This is a genomic window from Vibrio sp. 1CM8B, from assembly GCF_023161685.1.
Taxonomy (GTDB): domain Bacteria; phylum Pseudomonadota; class Gammaproteobacteria; order Enterobacterales; family Vibrionaceae; genus Vibrio; species Vibrio coralliirubri.
In genome coordinates, this window is sequence record NZ_JALNTU010000002.1 from 276,989 (window position 1) to 294,103 (window position 17,115).

At 45.3% G+C, this 17,115-nt stretch carries 15 protein-coding genes; 8 read left to right on the forward strand and 7 right to left on the reverse strand.

The window, feature by feature from the left end; genetic code table 11:
* Positions 1-13 precede the first annotated feature (13 nt).
* The 4 genes from treB to gmhB form a co-directional block, all read right to left on the reverse strand.
* Positions 14-1,438, reverse strand: a complete 1,425-nt coding sequence (gene treB, locus MSG36_RS05050; RefSeq protein ID WP_017063347.1) for a PTS trehalose transporter subunit IIBC — start codon at positions 1,436-1,438, stop codon at positions 14-16.
* A 204-nt stretch (positions 1,439-1,642) separates the two neighbouring features.
* Positions 1,643-2,587, reverse strand: a complete 945-nt coding sequence (gene treR, locus MSG36_RS05055; RefSeq protein ID WP_061018646.1) for a trehalose operon repressor TreR — start codon at positions 2,585-2,587, stop codon at positions 1,643-1,645.
* 89 nt (positions 2,588-2,676) lie between these two features.
* The gene (locus MSG36_RS05060) at positions 2,677-3,012 is read right to left on the reverse strand and encodes an MliC family protein (protein WP_048664565.1); all 336 of its coding nucleotides are present in this window, start codon (positions 3,010-3,012) and stop codon (positions 2,677-2,679) included.
* A 63-nt stretch (positions 3,013-3,075) separates the two neighbouring features.
* On the reverse strand, positions 3,076-3,660 hold the full coding sequence (gene gmhB, locus MSG36_RS05065; RefSeq protein WP_248366562.1) for a D-glycero-beta-D-manno-heptose 1,7-bisphosphate 7-phosphatase: 585 nt from the start codon (positions 3,658-3,660) through the stop codon (positions 3,076-3,078).
* Between the two features lie 207 nt (positions 3,661-3,867).
* On the opposite strand from gmhB, the gene metN reads away from it, so the two are divergent.
* The 3 genes from metN to MSG36_RS05080 all read left to right on the forward strand — a co-directional run bounded on the left by metN (position 3,868) and on the right by MSG36_RS05080 (position 6,466).
* The gene (gene metN, locus MSG36_RS05070; RefSeq protein ID WP_017060763.1) at positions 3,868-4,902 is read left to right on the forward strand and encodes a methionine ABC transporter ATP-binding protein MetN; all 1,035 of its coding nucleotides are present in this window, start codon (positions 3,868-3,870) and stop codon (positions 4,900-4,902) included.
* The gene (locus MSG36_RS05075; protein ID WP_050649641.1) at positions 4,892-5,575 is read left to right on the forward strand and encodes a methionine ABC transporter permease; all 684 of its coding nucleotides are present in this window, start codon (positions 4,892-4,894) and stop codon (positions 5,573-5,575) included. The genes metN and MSG36_RS05075 overlap by 11 nt, the downstream gene beginning before the upstream one ends.
* Positions 5,576-5,656: 81 nt before the next feature.
* Positions 5,657-6,466 (forward strand): MetQ/NlpA family lipoprotein, encoded by an 810-nt coding sequence (locus tag MSG36_RS05080; RefSeq protein ID WP_019824947.1) that lies wholly within the window; start codon positions 5,657-5,659, stop codon positions 6,464-6,466.
* A 91-nt stretch (positions 6,467-6,557) separates the two neighbouring features.
* Here the strand turns inward: MSG36_RS05080 and MSG36_RS05085 are convergent, their stop codons facing one another.
* The 3 genes from MSG36_RS05085 to syd form a co-directional block, all read right to left on the reverse strand.
* The gene (locus tag MSG36_RS05085) at positions 6,558-7,763 is read right to left on the reverse strand and encodes a carbohydrate porin (RefSeq protein ID WP_248366564.1); all 1,206 of its coding nucleotides are present in this window, start codon (positions 7,761-7,763) and stop codon (positions 6,558-6,560) included.
* A gap of 402 nt (positions 7,764-8,165) precedes the next feature.
* Positions 8,166-8,942, reverse strand: coding sequence for a Zn-ribbon-containing protein (locus MSG36_RS05090; protein WP_017060766.1), 777 nt, complete (start codon positions 8,940-8,942; stop codon positions 8,166-8,168).
* 4 nt (positions 8,943-8,946) lie between these two features.
* Positions 8,947-9,492, reverse strand: a complete 546-nt coding sequence (gene syd / locus MSG36_RS05095) for a SecY-interacting protein (protein ID WP_248366567.1) — start codon at positions 9,490-9,492, stop codon at positions 8,947-8,949.
* Between the two features lie 131 nt (positions 9,493-9,623).
* Here syd and queF point away from each other — a divergent pair, with 131 nt between their 5' ends.
* The 5 genes from queF to xni all read left to right on the forward strand — a co-directional run bounded on the left by queF (position 9,624) and on the right by xni (position 17,012).
* Entirely contained in the window at positions 9,624-10,469 is an 846-nt protein-coding gene (gene queF, locus MSG36_RS05100; protein WP_017060768.1) for an NADPH-dependent 7-cyano-7-deazaguanine reductase QueF, read from the forward strand.
* Between the two features lie 58 nt (positions 10,470-10,527).
* Positions 10,528-12,786, forward strand: a complete 2,259-nt coding sequence (locus MSG36_RS05105) for a tetratricopeptide repeat protein (RefSeq protein WP_248366570.1) — start codon at positions 10,528-10,530, stop codon at positions 12,784-12,786.
* Between the two features lie 118 nt (positions 12,787-12,904).
* Positions 12,905-14,470: a GGDEF domain-containing protein gene (locus tag MSG36_RS05110; protein WP_248366573.1), complete on the forward strand. Its 1,566-nt coding sequence runs from the start codon at positions 12,905-12,907 to the stop codon at positions 14,468-14,470.
* 243 nt (positions 14,471-14,713) lie between these two features.
* Positions 14,714-16,078 carry a nucleotide 5'-monophosphate nucleosidase PpnN gene (gene ppnN / locus MSG36_RS05115; protein WP_048615532.1) on the forward strand — a complete coding sequence of 455 codons (1,365 nt, stop codon included), beginning with the start codon at positions 14,714-14,716 and terminating at the stop codon, positions 16,076-16,078.
* A 160-nt stretch (positions 16,079-16,238) separates the two neighbouring features.
* A complete protein-coding gene (xni, locus tag MSG36_RS05120) occupies positions 16,239-17,012 on the forward strand; it encodes a flap endonuclease Xni (RefSeq protein ID WP_248366576.1) in 774 nt (257 codons plus the stop codon).
* Positions 17,013-17,115 lie beyond the last annotated feature (103 nt).

Here is a 17,115-nt window from a genome sequence, read left to right on the forward strand (position 1 = left end):
CTTATTAAATGCATTACGCGTTCGCGGTTTCTAACTCACCCTTGGATTGGGCTCGCTTGTAAAAGAACAGGGTTAACGTGATAGGCAGTACTATCGCCACCAGCATCGCGACTAGGTAAATCGACCAATATTGAGGTTGAATCGATAGGATGCCCGGCAAGCCGCCGACACCGATACCATTCGCCATCACACCCGCGCTACCACAGATTGCGGCTGCAACAGCACTACCAATCATTGCGCTGAGCATTGGGAATTTGTATTTAAGGTTAATACCGTACATCGCAGGCTCTGTTACACCTAAGTAGGCTGAGATTGCCGCAGGAACCGAGATGTCTCGTTCACCTTCACGCTTGCTCAAGATAATGATGCCCACTACTGCCGATGCTTGTGCAATGTTTGATAGTGCAATCAAAGGCCAGATTGGTGTGCCGCCTAAGTCTTGCATCAATTGCAGATCCACGGCGTTGGTTGTGTGGTGAATACCCGTGATAACCAAAGGTGCGTAAAGGAAACCAAATACCACTGAACCAAGAATCGCAAAGTCACCTGTCATTGCCGCTTTAGCTGCGAATGCCACACCATCGCCTAACATACGACCGAATGGGCCAATGAAAGCGTGCGCTAGAATCACAGACAAAATAATCGATACAAATGGCACAACCACTAGGTACAAGTAAGCAGGGACGATGCGCTTAAGATTGGTTTCAATGAACGCCAAAGCCACACCCGCTAACATCGCAGGGATCACCTGAGCCTGATAACCGACCTTCTCAATCACAAACAGTCCAAAATCCCATACCTCAGGTACCGATTTACCTATCATGTATGCGTTCATGAGCTGTGGTGAAACCAAGGTCACACCGAGCGTGATGCCCAAAATAGGGGTTCCACCGAGTTTCTTAACCGTTGCCCAACACACGCCAACCGGTAGGAAGAAGAAAATGGCTTCGCCGATCAACCATAAGAAAGAGTGAACCGTTGCCCAAAATTGACTGATTTCAACTAGAGTTTTGCCGTCGAACATGCGAATGTCGCCAATCACATTACGGAAACCAAGAATCAAACCACCAGTAATAATGGCAGGCAGCAGTGGTACGAAAATTTCGGCTAAATGGGAGATACCACGCTCAAGGAAGTTCATATTTTGACGAGCAGCCAACTTCGCCTCATCTTTTGATGATGCCTCTTTACCTGTCTGTTCAATCAGAAGTGCATACACTTCATCAACTTCAGTGCCAATCACAACTTGGAATTGACCTGCGTTAGTAAAGCAGCCTTTTACTAGCTTCAATTTTTCGAGTTCAGCTTTGTTTGCCTGCTCTGTATCGTTCAATACAAAACGCAGTCGAGTCAGACAGTGGCTGACACTTGCAATGTTTTCTTTACCACCGACTAACTCGATAAGACGCGCAACGTCTTGCTTCGCTATCTTACTCATACTACCCCACCCTGGTTTCATTCAATTACTCATCTAAACCATGCAGCTATAACCACTCAGATTTAGACTCATGGGAACATTCCCAATCACGGTTATTATAATGCCCGCATGAATGATAAATTAAAATGGGAACAGTCCCATTAATTGAAAGAGATCACACTCTAATTTTAATCTAAGCGGTTCAATTTCGCTTAATTGAGTGGGTTATAGAATCGGAGATTGAGTGTGATGAGAGATATCTGAATTGCCTAATAGCTGAGAGATCAATAGATTAGCAGCCAACTTACCTGCAGATTGGTAACCAGGATCAATGCTAAATACTCGTGGGAATAAGAAAGAGAGAAGATCATTACCACCAACGCCGGTGACGACCACATCTTCACGTTGTCGCTCTTGCAGACGTTTGATAACACCAAGGGCAAGGGTATCACTGGCACAAACGATCGCTTGAGTCGCGGGAGTTAGAACCTCATCCACCAGCTGATAAGCACTTTCGTGATGAAGTTGGCCAGTGCGATAGTTCGCAATCACTCCGGTGCTTTCACACCAATCGAGATAAGCCTTAAGACGCAGCTCACCGGTTGATTTGTCGCTAGGATCAACACCAATAAAGCCGACATCTGAGATCCCTTGCTCCGATAGATGCGCTAACGCACTATTAATCACCTGTTGGTTATCGTAGTTAATCGACGTTACATTCTCGGTATCCAGAGCAATAACCACGGCTTTGTGCTCCCACGCTTCGATCGCAGGAATATCACAATCCGTAAAACCAAACACAATAATGCCATCAACGTTACGACGTTTAAGAACCTGAAGATGCTCGTTGGCTTTTTCTCTGTCGAGTTGGCTTTCCATGATCACGACATCGTAATCCGCTCGATACAACTCGGCCAGCATGGTGCTAACGGCTTTATTTTCAGAAGGGGAATCCAAACGAGAGATAATCACGCCGATGACTTTTTGGCTGCCACCGCGCATCGATTGCGCTGACTTTGAAGGTGTATACCCAGATTCTTGAATTACTCTTTCCACCCTTTCACGGGTTTCAGGTTTCACTTTTGGATCGTTGGTCAGAACGCGTGATACGGTTGACTTACCAACACCGGACAGTTTTGCAATATCAAGAATAGTGAGTTTTTTGCTCATAAAAAGTCTAACGTTAAAGGGAAGAGAATAAAAAGTGAGGGTAGATTCCCTCACTTAACTGTTTGTAAATCTTAGAAGTTAACTATGACTTACTTTCGACAATTTTTATATACGACACGACCAAGTTCTAGACGTGCGTTGTCACCTTTAGTGCGTAAAGTGACGCTATTGATCAGTTCAGAGGTTCCATCATCTAAGATATACTTCGTTCCTGAACCTGCCGCTATTTGAGTGAGGCGATATTCATTCTCTGGCAAACGTAATACCGCTTTTTCATTACCAAGGTAAGCGACCTTAAATGAAGCGTCAGACTCACATTGATAAGTCACGAATTGATCGTCCGATACTGCACCATCAGGCGCTGCGGATTTAGAACACCCGAATAACGCTACCGTACATAGAGATGCTATCAACAATGCTTTCATACTGCGTTCCTCATCTTTATATAGTGAACAACACTTATATCTAAGTGAAAGAGACTTAGTGTCTTAACCTTTTAAGAATGCTGGTACATCTTTAATACTGTCAAGCACAACACTTGCAAGTGCTTCACCCTTTTCAGTGATTGGCTTACCGGTTCTTACCAGTACTTTTATGCCAACGCCTGCTGCTTCTGCAGCCATCATGTCTTCAGCTTTATCGCCGATCATGACCGAGTTAGCCATATCAATCTTCAGAAAGTCACGAGCAGAAATGAACATACCTGGCTTTGGTTTACGACATTCACAATCTTGCTTGTAGTCACCAATACCGTGTTCTGCGTGGTGTGGGCAGTAATAGATGCCATCAAGCTCAACGCCGTTATCAACAAAGTTCCAATCCATCCACTGCGTCAAAGAAAGAAAACGGTCTTCACTAAACATGCCGCGAGCAATGCCTGACTGATTAGTCACTAGCACCAATAAATAGCCCATATCTTTAAACGCTTTCGCCGCTTCAAACACACCGTCAATGTATTCAAAGTCATGCTCATCATGTACGTAGCCGTGGTCAACGTTAATCACACCATCACGATCTAAAAAAACAGCAGGTTTAGACAAAATTTTGTTCTCTATCAACTCTCTATTAATCATTAATTATTACACGCTTTATTTGCTTCATCACTATCTATTTAGTTTTGCGTTCGTTAACGATTTGTTTCTAGCTTAGCCATACAATCGACGTTTAGCCGTCTAGACGTAAAAATATCTATTGACTTAGATCATAGAACACCATAGCATCATCTGTAAATCGAGCGAGCTATCGACATATTATTCTGTTCTACCTGCACGGGTTTCTCTATGATTAAAGTGAATCAAGTCAACAAGGTTTTTTATCAAGGCACTAAAGAAATCAATGCCTTAATTGATATCAACCTCCACATTCCTCAAGGTCAAATCTTTGGAGTCATTGGCTCTTCAGGTGCAGGCAAAAGTACCCTAATCCGCTGTGTAAATATGTTGGAAGCTCCGACCTCTGGTGAAGTGATTGTTGACGGTATCGACCTAACAAAACTCAGCAAATCTGAACTTAGCGAAGCGCGCCGTAACATCGGCATGATATTCCAGCACTTCAACCTGCTGTCTTCTCGTACTGTATTTAACAATGTAGCACTGCCTCTAGAACTTGCTGGTAAAGATAAAGCGATTATTGAAGCGAAAGTCAGCGAGTTACTTGAACTGGTTGGCCTTGCTGATAAGCGTGACACCTACCCGGCAAACCTTAGTGGTGGTCAAAAGCAGCGTGTGGCGATTGCTCGCGCACTGGCTTCTGACCCGAAAGTACTGCTATGTGATGAAGCCACCAGCGCATTGGACCCAGCGACAACGCAATCTATCCTTGAGCTGCTGCGCGAAATCAACCGCAAGCTGAACATCACTATCCTGCTTATTACCCATGAGATGGATGTAGTGAAAAGCATTTGTCATGAAGTTGCGATCATTGGCGGCGGTGAATTGGTAGAGAAAGGCACAGTCGGTGACATCTTTGCTCACCCTAAGACAGAGCTAGCACATCAGTTTATTCGCTCAACATTGGATCTGACGATCCCTGAAGATTACCAAGCGCGTTTGCAAGAGACTCGCGTAAACAGCAGCTATCCGCTGGTGCGTCTTGAGTTTACGGGCGCAACGGTTGATGCTCCGCTGATGACGCAAATCGCACGTAAATTCAATATCGATGTCAGCATCCTAAGCTCTGACCTTGATTACGCCGGCGGCGTGAAGTTCGGCATGATGGTCGCTGAGCTGTTCGGTAATGAAGCAGATGATAATGCTGCTATCCAATTCCTACGCGACAACAATGTAAAAGTAGAGGTGCTTGGTTATGTCCTTTAGTTTCAACGAGATTGCTGACTGGATCAGCCTTAACGGTAACCTTCTATTAGGCGCAACAGGCGAAACGCTTTACATGGTTGCTGTCGCAGGCATCGTTGGCTTCGCGGTCGGTATCCCATTAGGCGTGATTCTACACACGACTAAACGAGGTGGTCTGCTAGAGAACACCAAGGTAAATAAAATTCTCGGTGCGGTTGTAAACGTCGGCCGTTCAGTACCTTTCTTAGTACTGATGGTTGCGATTATCCCACTGACTAAGATGCTGATTGGTACCTTCATCGGTACAACAGCAGCGATTGTTCCACTGACGATTGGCGCTATCCCATTCGTGGCTCGACTTATCGAAAGTGCACTACTTGAAGTACCAACAGGTCTAGTAGAAGCGGCTCAATCAATGGGCGCAACACCAACACAAATCATCAATAAGGTTCTGCTCCCAGAAGCACTACCGACTATCATCAACTCAGTAACTATTACGCTAGTGACTTTAGTGAGCTACTCAGCAATGGCCGGTACTGTAGGTGGTGGTGGCCTAGGTGATGTCGCGATTCGTTACGGATTCCACCGCTACGATGTGACCATCATGGCTGTGACAGTAGTGATGTTGATTGTGCTGGTACAAATTATTCAATCAATCGGTGATTCATTAGTTCGCCGCGTTGACCACAGATAAAGACTCAGCGTTTAAACGCAAACTATCTAAGACAAGAGTCGGCTGAACCTAATTAAATAGATTTATTAAAAGGAGATTATTATGAAATTTAGCCTTAAAGGTTTACTAACTATCGCAGCAGCAGCTTCAGCGCTAGTTCTAGCAGGTTGTGGTGATAAAGAAGTGGATACTTCTAAAGTAAAAGTTGGCGTAATGGCAGGTGCAGAAGCGCAAGTTGCTGAAGTGGCCGCTAAAGTAGCGAAAGAGAAATACGGCCTAGATGTTGAGCTAGTAACTTTCACAGATTACGTAACACCAAACGCAGCTCTAGATGATGGTTCTATCGACATCAACGCATTCCAACACGCACCGTACCTAGATCAGCAAGTGGCTGACCGTGGTTACAAGCTAACTATCGCTGGTAACACGTTTGTTTACCCAATTGCGGGTTACTCTAAAGAAGTGAAATCAGTAGACGAAATCCAAGACGGTGCTCGTATTGCTGTACCAAACGACCCTACAAACCTAGGTCGCTCTCTACTGCTTCTTGAGCAACAAGGTCTTCTTGAACTTCGTGAAGGCGCAGGTCTTCTAGCTACCGTTCGCGACATCGTTGGCAACCCTAAGAACCTAACGATTGTTGAACTAGACGCAGCTCAACTGCCACGTTCTCTTGATGATGTTGCTCTATCTATCATCAACACAACTTACGCGAGCTCTATCAACCTGACTCCACAAAAAGATGGCGTATTCGTTGAAGACAAAGATTCTCCTTACGTAAACCTAATCGTTTCTCGTGAAGACAACCTAAACGCTGAAAACGTACAAAACTTCGTTAAAGCTTACCAAACTGAAGAAGTGTACAACGCAGCTTCTGACATCTTCCAAGGTGGCGTCGTTAAAGGTTGGTAATCAACTAAACGACAGCACTGTATAGATACCCGAAGGGGCTGACATAATGTCAGCCCCTTTTTATTGGTTAAGATCTACCAGAAAGTTCAACTTACCACCAAGCTTCCACTTGCATACCAACACTCATTTCACTGTTTTTACCTTCACCGAAGGCATTATCGTTTTCAGCATCATTCAGGTAAGTGGCGAAGATACGGAATTCAGGACGAGACCAGAACCCCACTTGTGGAACCCAAGCCTGAGCGATGGTGAATTTACCACCTGCCCCATCTTGGTTATCAATCGTTTCTACAAAACCACCAATTTCAAGGATGGTACGCATGCGCTTGTCCCACTTATAAAGCGGACGAATGACGGCACTGAAAGAGTCATCATCACTGTTATTCGCGCCGACACCCGTAGACATGGCATAACGAACAGTATGGCCAAACTCAATATTCTCGCCAATCGCAAGCACGCCCCAGTTAATCAAACGGAAGCCATCGGCGTCATTGTTGTTTGCATCACGAACGATGCCTTTACCCGTTCCAAAAGTCGTCATCTGCTCGGCATAACCAGAGTTAGCGACTTGTAGAATAGTTTTGTTGAAACCGCCTGATAGGTTTTGATTCAAGCTCGCCGTTAGCATTACGCTGTCATCCGCATCCACCGTTTGACCTTGTTTTTCATTGGCGAAGTTCATATCAATACCAACCTCAAGATCAGCATTGTTCCACAATGGAATGCCCGCATAACGTATATCAGCAATCATGGCTGTGGTTTCTTTGCCATCAAACACATCGCCAGTCACCGTGTCTTGAATCAAAGCCACCGATAATTTACCAGGGCCCATATTGATGTGTTCAACGCCGGCACCAATACCACTGACATCCCAGTAGTAGTTATCAACGATGTGCACATCATGACGTTGGTAGTAGCGCTCACCAGCCCAAATACCAATGTCCTTGTCTTCAAAAAGCCCTACCGCTTGAACATTGAGCTGAACTACATCAACGCTTTTATCCGCCGCGTTCTCATCTTGGCCTTGCCAGTACGACAACATGGAATCAACTACAAATGAAACGTCGTCCTCAGCATACACCTCTTTCTTAAAGCCAAACTCGCCATACAGGTCATTCTCGTTGCCGAGTCGCCCAACTTTACTCACCTCCCACTTGCTGTTTGAGCCGCCTTCATTACTCAGGCCAACGCCTCCGCGCATGTAGCCATTGAACTCTAATGGTGTGGTTTCATCAGCGTATAAATTAGGGGCAAGTAAAGCAGTAGAGAGTGCAGCAGCAATAGGTAACAGTTTCATCGTCCATTCCTTTCAGATCTAGAATCAGGTTATTATTTATAAATGGGAACATTCCCATGGGATCGATCCCATTTATATTGAGCAGAATATAAATTGAAAGAGAACTGATTGATTATTGTGATCAGGCTAACTATTGAGGTAACTAAAAGTTGATGGGTGTTGGATTATTTCAATGAATACATTAGTACTGCAGAAAGAGCTGAATATCACGTTCTGTGCGCATTTAAAGGAGAAAAGGGTAACGATAAGAGAGTAATAAAGATCGAGCAAAGACAGGTAACGAAGCCACAGTATCGGGGATGATACAAGATGCTAAATATTTAATATAAAAGGAAAAAAACATCGGAGCACTAAATAGCACTCCGATATCTAAAGCATGACGCTTAAATAACGACAAGAAGACTACTTCAGGTGATCCCAAGAGATGTTTGATACCAGACGGCAATCGTCACACTTGAAATAGAAAATATCGTGGATAGGCGCATCTAGCAGCCATTCACCACCACATTGCGGGCATTTGCGCTCTTTTTCATCTTTCAGGCTGATTCCACCGACACGGTATAAGTAGTAGTAGGTTGGAACCTTAGTCAGATATTCAATGCGCCCTCTTAGACCCCAACCGCGTTTAAACAGCACACTCTTAGTGTCACTGATCTCGGTTAGCGTTGCATGTTCAGCGCGACAACCACCACCCATTTGTACTTCATCACAGGCTTGCCATTCTGTCTGCCATTTCAATACGGCTTTATGATCGCCATTGAAGGTAGGTGGATTGCGATACAAAGGGATTGGTAGCAAGCTATCGCCACTACGTAGCGGCGAACAGGTATGCACGAATGTCGTGTATAACACCTGCCAGCTTGGCGTCTCATCTTCTGCCACTTCTTCTGAATTCAGATCTCGACCTAGCAAACGCATTTTGGGCGCTAGTAGGCTCGCGTTAGACAAGCGATCAAAACACACTTTCACAAAGTCTGAGTGATTACGCGGGTGCAAACTGTCTTGCTCCGGGCACACAACACGAACATAGAATTCACCGTCGCCCATCACGATTGGGAACTCACGACCTAACACTTGTCCGTTATAACGAAGTGCATCCATTAAGCCATTAACAGCCTTGTCGACAGCGCTTACCGTTGTGTTATCAAAACACTCAAATTGAAGTTCTAGTACGTACATCTATTTATACCGCTGGTTGTAGCTTTTCTAAAAATTCTGCCAATGTCTCGGCGAGTACATCACGATTTTTGGTGCCTAAGCGCTCCAAAATCACGTTACCTGTTAGGTTACAGATAGAGATAACATCCAGCTCTGCATCGGTCCCGGCAATGAAAACCGTTGGTTTTAGCTTTAAACGACGCTGAGTTACTAGGTGACCTAAAATGTTTTCTTGTAGGCATTCGAAGTCTTCATCACTCCAAATCTGTAACAGGGTCAATTCGTTACCATCGAAAGTCGCGTTCATATCTGCGCTGAATTGTGCGCCGTAGAAAGTCTTGATGTCTTCATGCAGAGTCAACTCAATACCGGTCTCAACGTTGGTGAAATCCGCGAATTGCTCACGTGGATAGTGCTTCCACAACACTGCGTCGCCACTCTTTTCTTCTACGCATGGCGATACGATGTCCACCAACTCCTCATTACGAGGTAAGCTTTGGTGTTTCTGCTGCCACGCGTCAACGTATCGCTGACCAAAAGAAAGTAGTGCGTCTTGAGCACGTTGAGTCATGAAAATCTCCTAAACACAAAATAATAAATAGAATCCGAGCCCTTTCCGCGCCGATTAAGCGATGACTTAATGACAGGGTAAGGGGGATTCAGTAAAATCGACCCCATTCTAATCGAATTTGAAACGAAAGTATGAGCAAATATTCTGACGCAAAAGAGCTAGCGGGTTTAACCCTTGGCCAAAAAACTGAGTACTCTAACCAATACGATGCAAGTTTATTGCAACCAGTGCCTCGTAGCCTTAATCGCGATGATCTTGCGCTAAACGGCGAGCTGCCTTTTGTTGGTCATGATATTTGGACCATGTACGAGCTTTCGTGGCTAAACACCAATGGCCTACCACAAGTGGCGGTCGGTGAAGTTTTCATCCCAGCAACCAGCCCAAATTTAATTGAATCAAAATCTTTCAAACTGTACCTGAACAGCTACAACCAGACTCAATTTGAAAACTGGGATCAAGTAACCGAGCGCCTGACCCAAGATTTGTCGGCATGCGCAGGCGAAACGGTGATTGTGAATGTAAACTCAGTAACCGACTACACAAACCAACCTATCGTGACGATGGAAGGTGACTGTATCGACAACCAAGACATCCAAATCACTAGCTACGATTTTGAAGCCTCATTGCTTGAAGGCGCTGCTGGCGAACAAGACGTTGAAGAAACACTGCATAGCCACCTATTGAAGTCGAACTGTTTGATCACCAATCAACCGGATTGGGGCAGCGTTGAGATCGCATATTCTGGTAAGCAAATTGACCGTGAAGCTCTGCTACGCTATTTAGTTTCTTTCCGTGAGCACAATGAATTCCACGAACAATGTGTTGAGCGTATCTTCACTGACATCATGAAATACTGTGCACCTTCGAAGCTAACTGTGTTCGCACGTTACACGCGTCGTGGTGGTCTGGATATCAACCCATACCGTTCAACAGAGCAAGATAGACCAAGCCACAATAAGCGTATGGCTCGCCAATAATCAGGCGAGAACCACCCACACTTATTTGAACCTACCAAATCTTTAAAGGGACATTGAAATGCGTTGGTTATACGTTGTTAGTCTATTTATTTTAAGCTTAAGCACATCGGTCAATGCGTCGGTTTATTCGTCGGCGCTACTCAATGAAGCCAATAACTTGGTTGAGATCGAGCCGAGCCAAGCAAAACAAATGGCCAACAGCTACCTAACGCTTCGTGTCCTTTCTGATCAACGCGAGAAAAGCCCTTCTGCTATTTCTCGCGAAGAGACAGACTCTTCGATTCGAACACCAAACAGCAGTATTGATGCGTATAAGATCTTAGCCAAGGCGGAATACAACCTTGGCAATATGCGTATTGCGATTCAGCACATAGACAAAGCCTCTGAGCTAGCGAAAACCTATAAGCTTGATTACCTAAAACTGGATCTTCAGATCCTCAAAGTTCGCTTACTTTGGCTGAGTGATAGAAAATCAGCCAAAGCAAAAACAGCGCTAGCGGGTATTGAAGCAAATCTAGAGTCGGTGAATAAAACCTTACGCTTGACGGAAGGCATCACCTATCGCCTGATCATGTTGAAAGCCGACATCGCCTCTTATGACAACAAGGTCGATGAAGCCGAGAAGTTCTATCAAGAAGCGAAAACCTATCTCGATCAGCGTTACTCTGAAAAAGTCACCATCGACTACCACATCTCAGTCGGTGAGTTTTATCTAACCCATAAAGAGTACAACCACGCATTATCTGAGTTGCTGTATGGCTACTGGAAATCAGTAGAAGGCAATCTAAGTTCACGTTTGGCCAAGGTAAACCGCCTGCTTGCACAGCTTTTCTTTGAGCGCCAAGTGTTAGATAAAGCGCTAGAACACCTATCTCAAGCTGCTGATTTCTATGACAACTTTGAAAACTCGCCTGTCTTAGCACAAGTGCTTAAGAAAATGGGTGATGTGTACTTCTATCAAGGGAAATATAACCTTGCCTTGGTGCACTTCTTCAACGTTCTTGATCACGAAAGCACTGACCGAGATATCCACCAAGTCATTGATATCCGACTAAGTCTATCGGCGACTTACCTACGTCTGTATAACTACCCTCTAGCAGAACAGTACCTGACCCGTGCCCTTGAGCTGCTCGAATATACCGACATTCCAAAGCTGGAAGGTCAAGCTGCGCTGCTATCGGCAGGGTTGGCGTATCACCTACAAGAAAGCGAAGACGTGATAAAGCATGCGACACGTGCACTTGAGATCTCACGTCAGATAGAGAACATGCGTCTTTCACAACGCTCATACTACTTACTCTCTTTAGGTTATGAGCAGGCTGGTCGCCCACAGCAAGCGTTAGCAAACCTTAAGCAGTACAATAGCCTTGTCTCTCTAGAGCAGCAAAAGCTTAACCGTGTTGGCGAAGATGCGTTCCGTCAACAGAAAGAGTTTGCCGAACAAACCCTGCACTACGCAGGCCAAGCGCAAGAGCTAGAAAAATACAAACTGGAGCATCGTAAGTTCCAAAAGATATCGTTCGCCCTATTCCTGTTCAGCATTGTCTTGTTCTTCTTTGTGCTGCGCCGAGGCTACATCATTCAAACCTTAGCCAAAGAAGTGGATTCACTACGAACCGACCTATTTACGCACTCACGTTCAAAGCTTCCGAACTTAAGAATGCTCAATGCAAAGCTCTCAAATTCACTGGAACAAACCAGCCAGACCTTCGAACAGTGGCAGCTTGGCGAATTGATTCATGAACCATTGAACGACCGTTTACGCTTCGTGATGATTGATTTACCGTTCCTACGAAATATGTATACGCAGAACGGTTACAAAGCCGGTCTCGAACTGGAAGACGCTTTCGGTGAATTCCTAAAGTCTAAGCTTGAAGGGCCAGCGCGTGTCTACCACTTCTCGGATGCGAACCTGCTTTATATCGAGCCAAACGCGGACCGCGACTTGTCGCCGGAAGCCATGTTCAGAAAGATTCAATCATGGGTGAATGACTTCGAAACAGAGCGTAACATCAACCGAACGGTCCGTATGGGCATCGCTGACTACCCATTCTTGCCACGCGCTTACACCGCAATTAACGATCAAGAGCTACTAGACGTATTGTTGATGTCGACCAATCTAGCTCGTGAGATCAGTCTCAAAGAGCGCAGTAGCCAATGGGTCTATCTAAAAGCTATCGATAATGCACCAGCAGCGAGCCTTGCAACTGGTAACATAAGAGAAGCGTGTAAACATGCGATTAATCAAGGGTTAATAAAAATACAATCCTCGTACCAGAATGAGGACAACATCAAAAAAATGCTAAAAGATGACTGATTTGCGAGCGGTTAAGAGCAGCAAGTCGTGACCTTATTTTTAGTTTTGTTATTATCGATGTAACGGAATTTCATCAAAATGATCGAGATCGGTCTACGCGGCGCTAATAAATACATCTATGGGCATTCTTGAAAAAGACATTCAGGCGCAACTCCACCAGCTGAAATCTCAGTTGGAGCAGGTCCGTTTGACGCAAAGAGACACCTCGTTCAAGTTTATTAGAGAACAGAAAGTTCTAAAGCGTATCGTCACATCTTTAAGTGACGCATGTGTTGGCAGTAACAGCCATTTAGATGAAAACCTCATTGCCCTTAGGGAAGAGCTAGAAAAGCAAAAAGACATTAGCTCGATGATCCCAAAGCTGGCAGTATTAGAAAGGATGCTTAAGCAGAAAACGTTGGCTATGGATAAACAGAACGGATATCTGGACGATAGCATTAAGCACAGTGGGGAAACGCTGCAGCGCATAACTGGCCTTCCAGCACAGCTCAAACGCGACCTACGAAACTTACTTAGCTTCTCCGAATGCAATGGCAGTCAGAAAGTCGACCATGCCATGAAACTTCTCGGTATTTATGAGCGTGCCATAAAGATTATGGCGAATAACTCACGCACCCATTTTGCCGACGCTGCGCACTCTCCGGAACAAGAGCTCCTTTCCGACCTATCAAACGAATTACAACATCTGATCACTGAACTCGACTTCGAGGGTGAATCGGGTGATCTGCTTACCGATATTCGAGCAAAACTGCTGCTTGGTGTTTCTACACAAAACCTACTTGAGCTAACACTTCAGATCCTCAAACTGGTTATTGAAGGCACCAACCTAGAACGTAAAAAATCTGAACAATTCATCGACCAGCTTAATGCTTCTCTAGCGTCCAGCATCAAAACGGCAGACCAAAATGCCGACCAGAGCCAGAGCTACTTTGAGCACCGCCAAGGTCTGAACTCTGAGTTAAATGAACTTGTCACTAGAAGCCAAAACTCGGTAGATAAAGCGAAGGACATTGATAGTTTAAAGCTGTCGATTAATCCGATACTCAGTGAAATAGCCTCTCTTTCGGAAAGGCTGAACCACGCGGAGCAGAAAGAACAAGCTCTGATAGAGAGAATGAGTTACGGAAAGACTCAGTTAGACTCACTCTATGAAGTGACGCAAGATTACCGTAAGCGTTTGGAAGATCAGGCTCAGCGTATGCTGCTTGACCCTCTAACCAAGGTTTACAATCGCACTGCCTTTACTGATCGCTTAGAGCTTGAGTATCGCCGCTGGATCCGCGCGCAACATTCGCTACGCGTAGTCTTGCTCGACATCGACAACTTCAAAGCAATTAACGATAGCTTTGGTTATACCGCGGGCGACAAAGCACTCAAGATCATCGCAAGAACCATCACCAAAGAAGCCGGCACCACCGATACTGTGGCTCGTTTTTCAGGTGAAGAGTTTGTGTTACTGCTACCAGAGCAAACCGATGAATATTGCCATCAGGTGATTCAGAACATTCAAACTCAAGTAAGCCGCTTACCCTTTAAGTTCCGTGACCAACAAATCACGATCACTTTATGTGCGGCAAGTACTCAGTTTAAAGAGTCAGATACACCGGAAGAAGTGTTAGAGCGACTCAATACAACGCTAAATAAAGCAAAACAACGCGGTAACAACCAACTTGTTTGGCACTAGGCCAGCCCTAGATTTAATTTATTTCATTTTTTCAAATACTTATCACATACCATTTCCCTCAATGTTTGCTAAGCTAATGATTAACATTCGCTTAACAAGCATTCTTGGCAAGCAACGCTGTCGTATCCGTTTCGTCTGGTTAACTCTCTCCTACCTTTAACCAAACACTTTCAACGTTTGCTTCTCACTCTCGAGCCAGAGGGTCACTTCAACGTCCCCTGCTCTTTTCAACAAGGAGGCACTATGATCACTCATATCAGCCCTGCCGGTAGCATGGATTTACTCTCTCAACTTGAGGTTGAGCGTCTTAAGAAAACCGCGTCTAGTGATCTGTACCAACTGTATCGTAACTGTACGTTAGCGGTTCTGAACTCGGGGAGCCATACCGACAACTCCAAAGAGTTGCTCGATAAATATCTGTCGTTCGATGTCGAAGTCGTTCGCCGTGAGCGTGGTATTAAGCTCGAACTGAGCAACCCACCAGAGCATGCCTTTGTCGATGGTGAAATCATCAAGGGTATTCAAGAACACCTATTCTCAGTGTTGCGTGACATTGTTTACGTCAACATGCATTTAGCCGATAACCAACGACTCAACCTCACTAATGCCACTCACATTACCAACCTTGTGTTTGGTATCTTGAGAAATGCAGGTGCGCTGACGCCGGGCATCGAGCCTAACCTGATTGTATGTTGGGGTGGCCACTCTATTAATGCCAGCGAGTACCAATACACTCGTGAAGTCGGTAATGAGCTCGGCCTGCGTGAACTGAATATCTGTACCGGTTGTGGACCGGGTGCAATGGAAGGCCCAATGAAAGGGGCTGCCATTGGTCACGCGAAGCAGCGTTACACCGATCATCGTTATCTGGGGCTTACCGAGCCTTCGATCATTGCGGCTGAGCCACCAAACCCAATCGTGAACGAACTGGTGATCATGCCAGATATTGAGAAGCGTCTTGAGGCGTTTGTTCGTATGGCACATGGCATCATCATTTTCCCAGGCGGCCCCGGCACGGCCGAAGAGCTGCTGTACATCTTAGGGATCATGATGCACCCGAATAACGCCGAACAGCCAATGCCGATTGTCCTAACTGGCTCGAAAGAGAGCGAAGCCTACTTCCGCTCAATCGATAAGTTCATTGGTGAAACTCTAGGGCCTGATGCTCAAAAACATTACGAGATCGTGATTGATGACCCAGCACGCGCTGCGAAAATCATGAAACAAGCGATGCCAGATGTGCGTTCTCACCGTAAAGAGACCGGTGATGCCTACAGCTACAACTGGTCACTGCATATTGAGCCTGAGTTCCAACTGCCATTCGACCCAACACACGAATCTATGGCGGCGCTTGATCTTCATATGGACCAAAAAACAGAGAGCCTAGCGGCTAATTTACGTAAAGCGTTCTCAGGCATTGTGGCGGGTAACGTCAAAGCTGAGGGTATTCTGGAGATCGAGAAGCACGGCCCATTCCTAATTGATGGCGACAAAGAGCTAATGACCAAGATGGACCAACTGCTTAATGACTTTGTTGAGCAACATCGAATGAAGTTACCGGGCGGCTCTGATTACGTGCCTTGCTATAAAATCGCACCGAGCGATTAGACACACTCATTAACGAGTAACTAAGTGAGTGATAACCAATTGGTAGACATAAAGTTAATCAGGTTATGACGTTTACGTCGCTAACGTTTCAACTCACTAAGTGATACGTTACTATAAGGGGCTAGCAGCCCCTTTTTTATTGCCTATTTAGTGGAAACTTATGTCTATCCATCTTGTTATTATCGATGCCTTAAACCTCATCCGACGCGTACACTCTGTTCAGCCGGACCCAACCGATATAGCAAGAACCATTACCACCACAACTCGCACTCTCAATAAGATTCTGAATGAATCAAAGCCTACCCACATCATCGCGGTATTTGATCACCATTTACAAGACCGTGGCTGGCGCGCAGATGTGCTTCCAGCTTATAAGCAGAACCGTAAACCGATGCCAGAGCCATTAATGAAAGGCCTTGATGCTATTCAACAAGCTTGGTGGGAGTTAGGCATTGATTCACTGCTGTCTGATGGCGATGAAGCGGATGATCTCGTCGCAACACTGGCAAAGAAAGTGGCAGACCACGGAGAAACCGTCACCATCATCTCGACAGACAAAGGGTATTGCCAGCTGCTATCACCCACTCTGCAGATCCGAGATTACTTCCAGCACCGCTGGTTAGATAAACCCTTTATCGAAGCTGAGTTTGGCGTAAAACCTGAACAACTGGCAGATTACTGGGGATTAACGGGCGTAAGCTCTAGCCAAGTGCCGGGTATCCCAGGTGTCGGTCCAAAAGCAGCCAAAGAGATATTAACCACATACCCAGATATCGAAGCGGCCTACCAAGCAGAAGATCTACCGAAAAAATATCGTAAGAAGTTCGACGAACACATCGAATCCGCTCGTATATGTAAGCAAGTATCGGCACTCAAAACAGACATTGATTTAGGGTTCAATCTGCAAGATATTCGTTACGAAGCAAACTCTTAGAGCCTACTCTCGATACACAAAGCTTCTGAAGCAGAAAAGCCTTAGTTCACACTAAGGCTTTTTGTTATTTACGGCTGCCGCCTAAGCGGATTCAGTCGGATGA

Coding starts and splice junctions, on each gene's coding strand:
- treB (WP_017063347.1), bottom strand. CDS start 1,438: ATGAGTAAGATAGCGAAGCAAGACGTTGCGCGTCTTATCGAGTTAGTC.
- treR (WP_061018646.1), bottom strand. CDS start 2,587: ATGAGCAAAAAACTCACTATTCTTGATATTGCAAAACTGTCCGGTGTT.
- MSG36_RS05060 (WP_048664565.1), bottom strand. CDS start 3,012: ATGAAAGCATTGTTGATAGCATCTCTATGTACGGTAGCGTTATTCGGG.
- gmhB (WP_248366562.1), bottom strand. CDS start 3,660: ATGATTAATAGAGAGTTGATAGAGAACAAAATTTTGTCTAAACCTGCT.
- metN (WP_017060763.1), top strand. CDS start 3,868: ATGATTAAAGTGAATCAAGTCAACAAGGTTTTTTATCAAGGCACTAAA.
- MSG36_RS05075 (WP_050649641.1), top strand. CDS start 4,892: ATGTCCTTTAGTTTCAACGAGATTGCTGACTGGATCAGCCTTAACGGT.
- MSG36_RS05080 (WP_019824947.1), top strand. CDS start 5,657: ATGAAATTTAGCCTTAAAGGTTTACTAACTATCGCAGCAGCAGCTTCA.
- MSG36_RS05085 (WP_248366564.1), bottom strand. CDS start 7,763: ATGAAACTGTTACCTATTGCTGCTGCACTCTCTACTGCTTTACTTGCC.
- MSG36_RS05090 (WP_017060766.1), bottom strand. CDS start 8,942: ATGTACGTACTAGAACTTCAATTTGAGTGTTTTGATAACACAACGGTA.
- syd (WP_248366567.1), bottom strand. CDS start 9,492: ATGACTCAACGTGCTCAAGACGCACTACTTTCTTTTGGTCAGCGATAC.
- queF (WP_017060768.1), top strand. CDS start 9,624: ATGAGCAAATATTCTGACGCAAAAGAGCTAGCGGGTTTAACCCTTGGC.
- MSG36_RS05105 (WP_248366570.1), top strand. CDS start 10,528: ATGCGTTGGTTATACGTTGTTAGTCTATTTATTTTAAGCTTAAGCACA.
- MSG36_RS05110 (WP_248366573.1), top strand. CDS start 12,905: ATGGGCATTCTTGAAAAAGACATTCAGGCGCAACTCCACCAGCTGAAA.
- ppnN (WP_048615532.1), top strand. CDS start 14,714: ATGATCACTCATATCAGCCCTGCCGGTAGCATGGATTTACTCTCTCAA.
- xni (WP_248366576.1), top strand. CDS start 16,239: ATGTCTATCCATCTTGTTATTATCGATGCCTTAAACCTCATCCGACGC.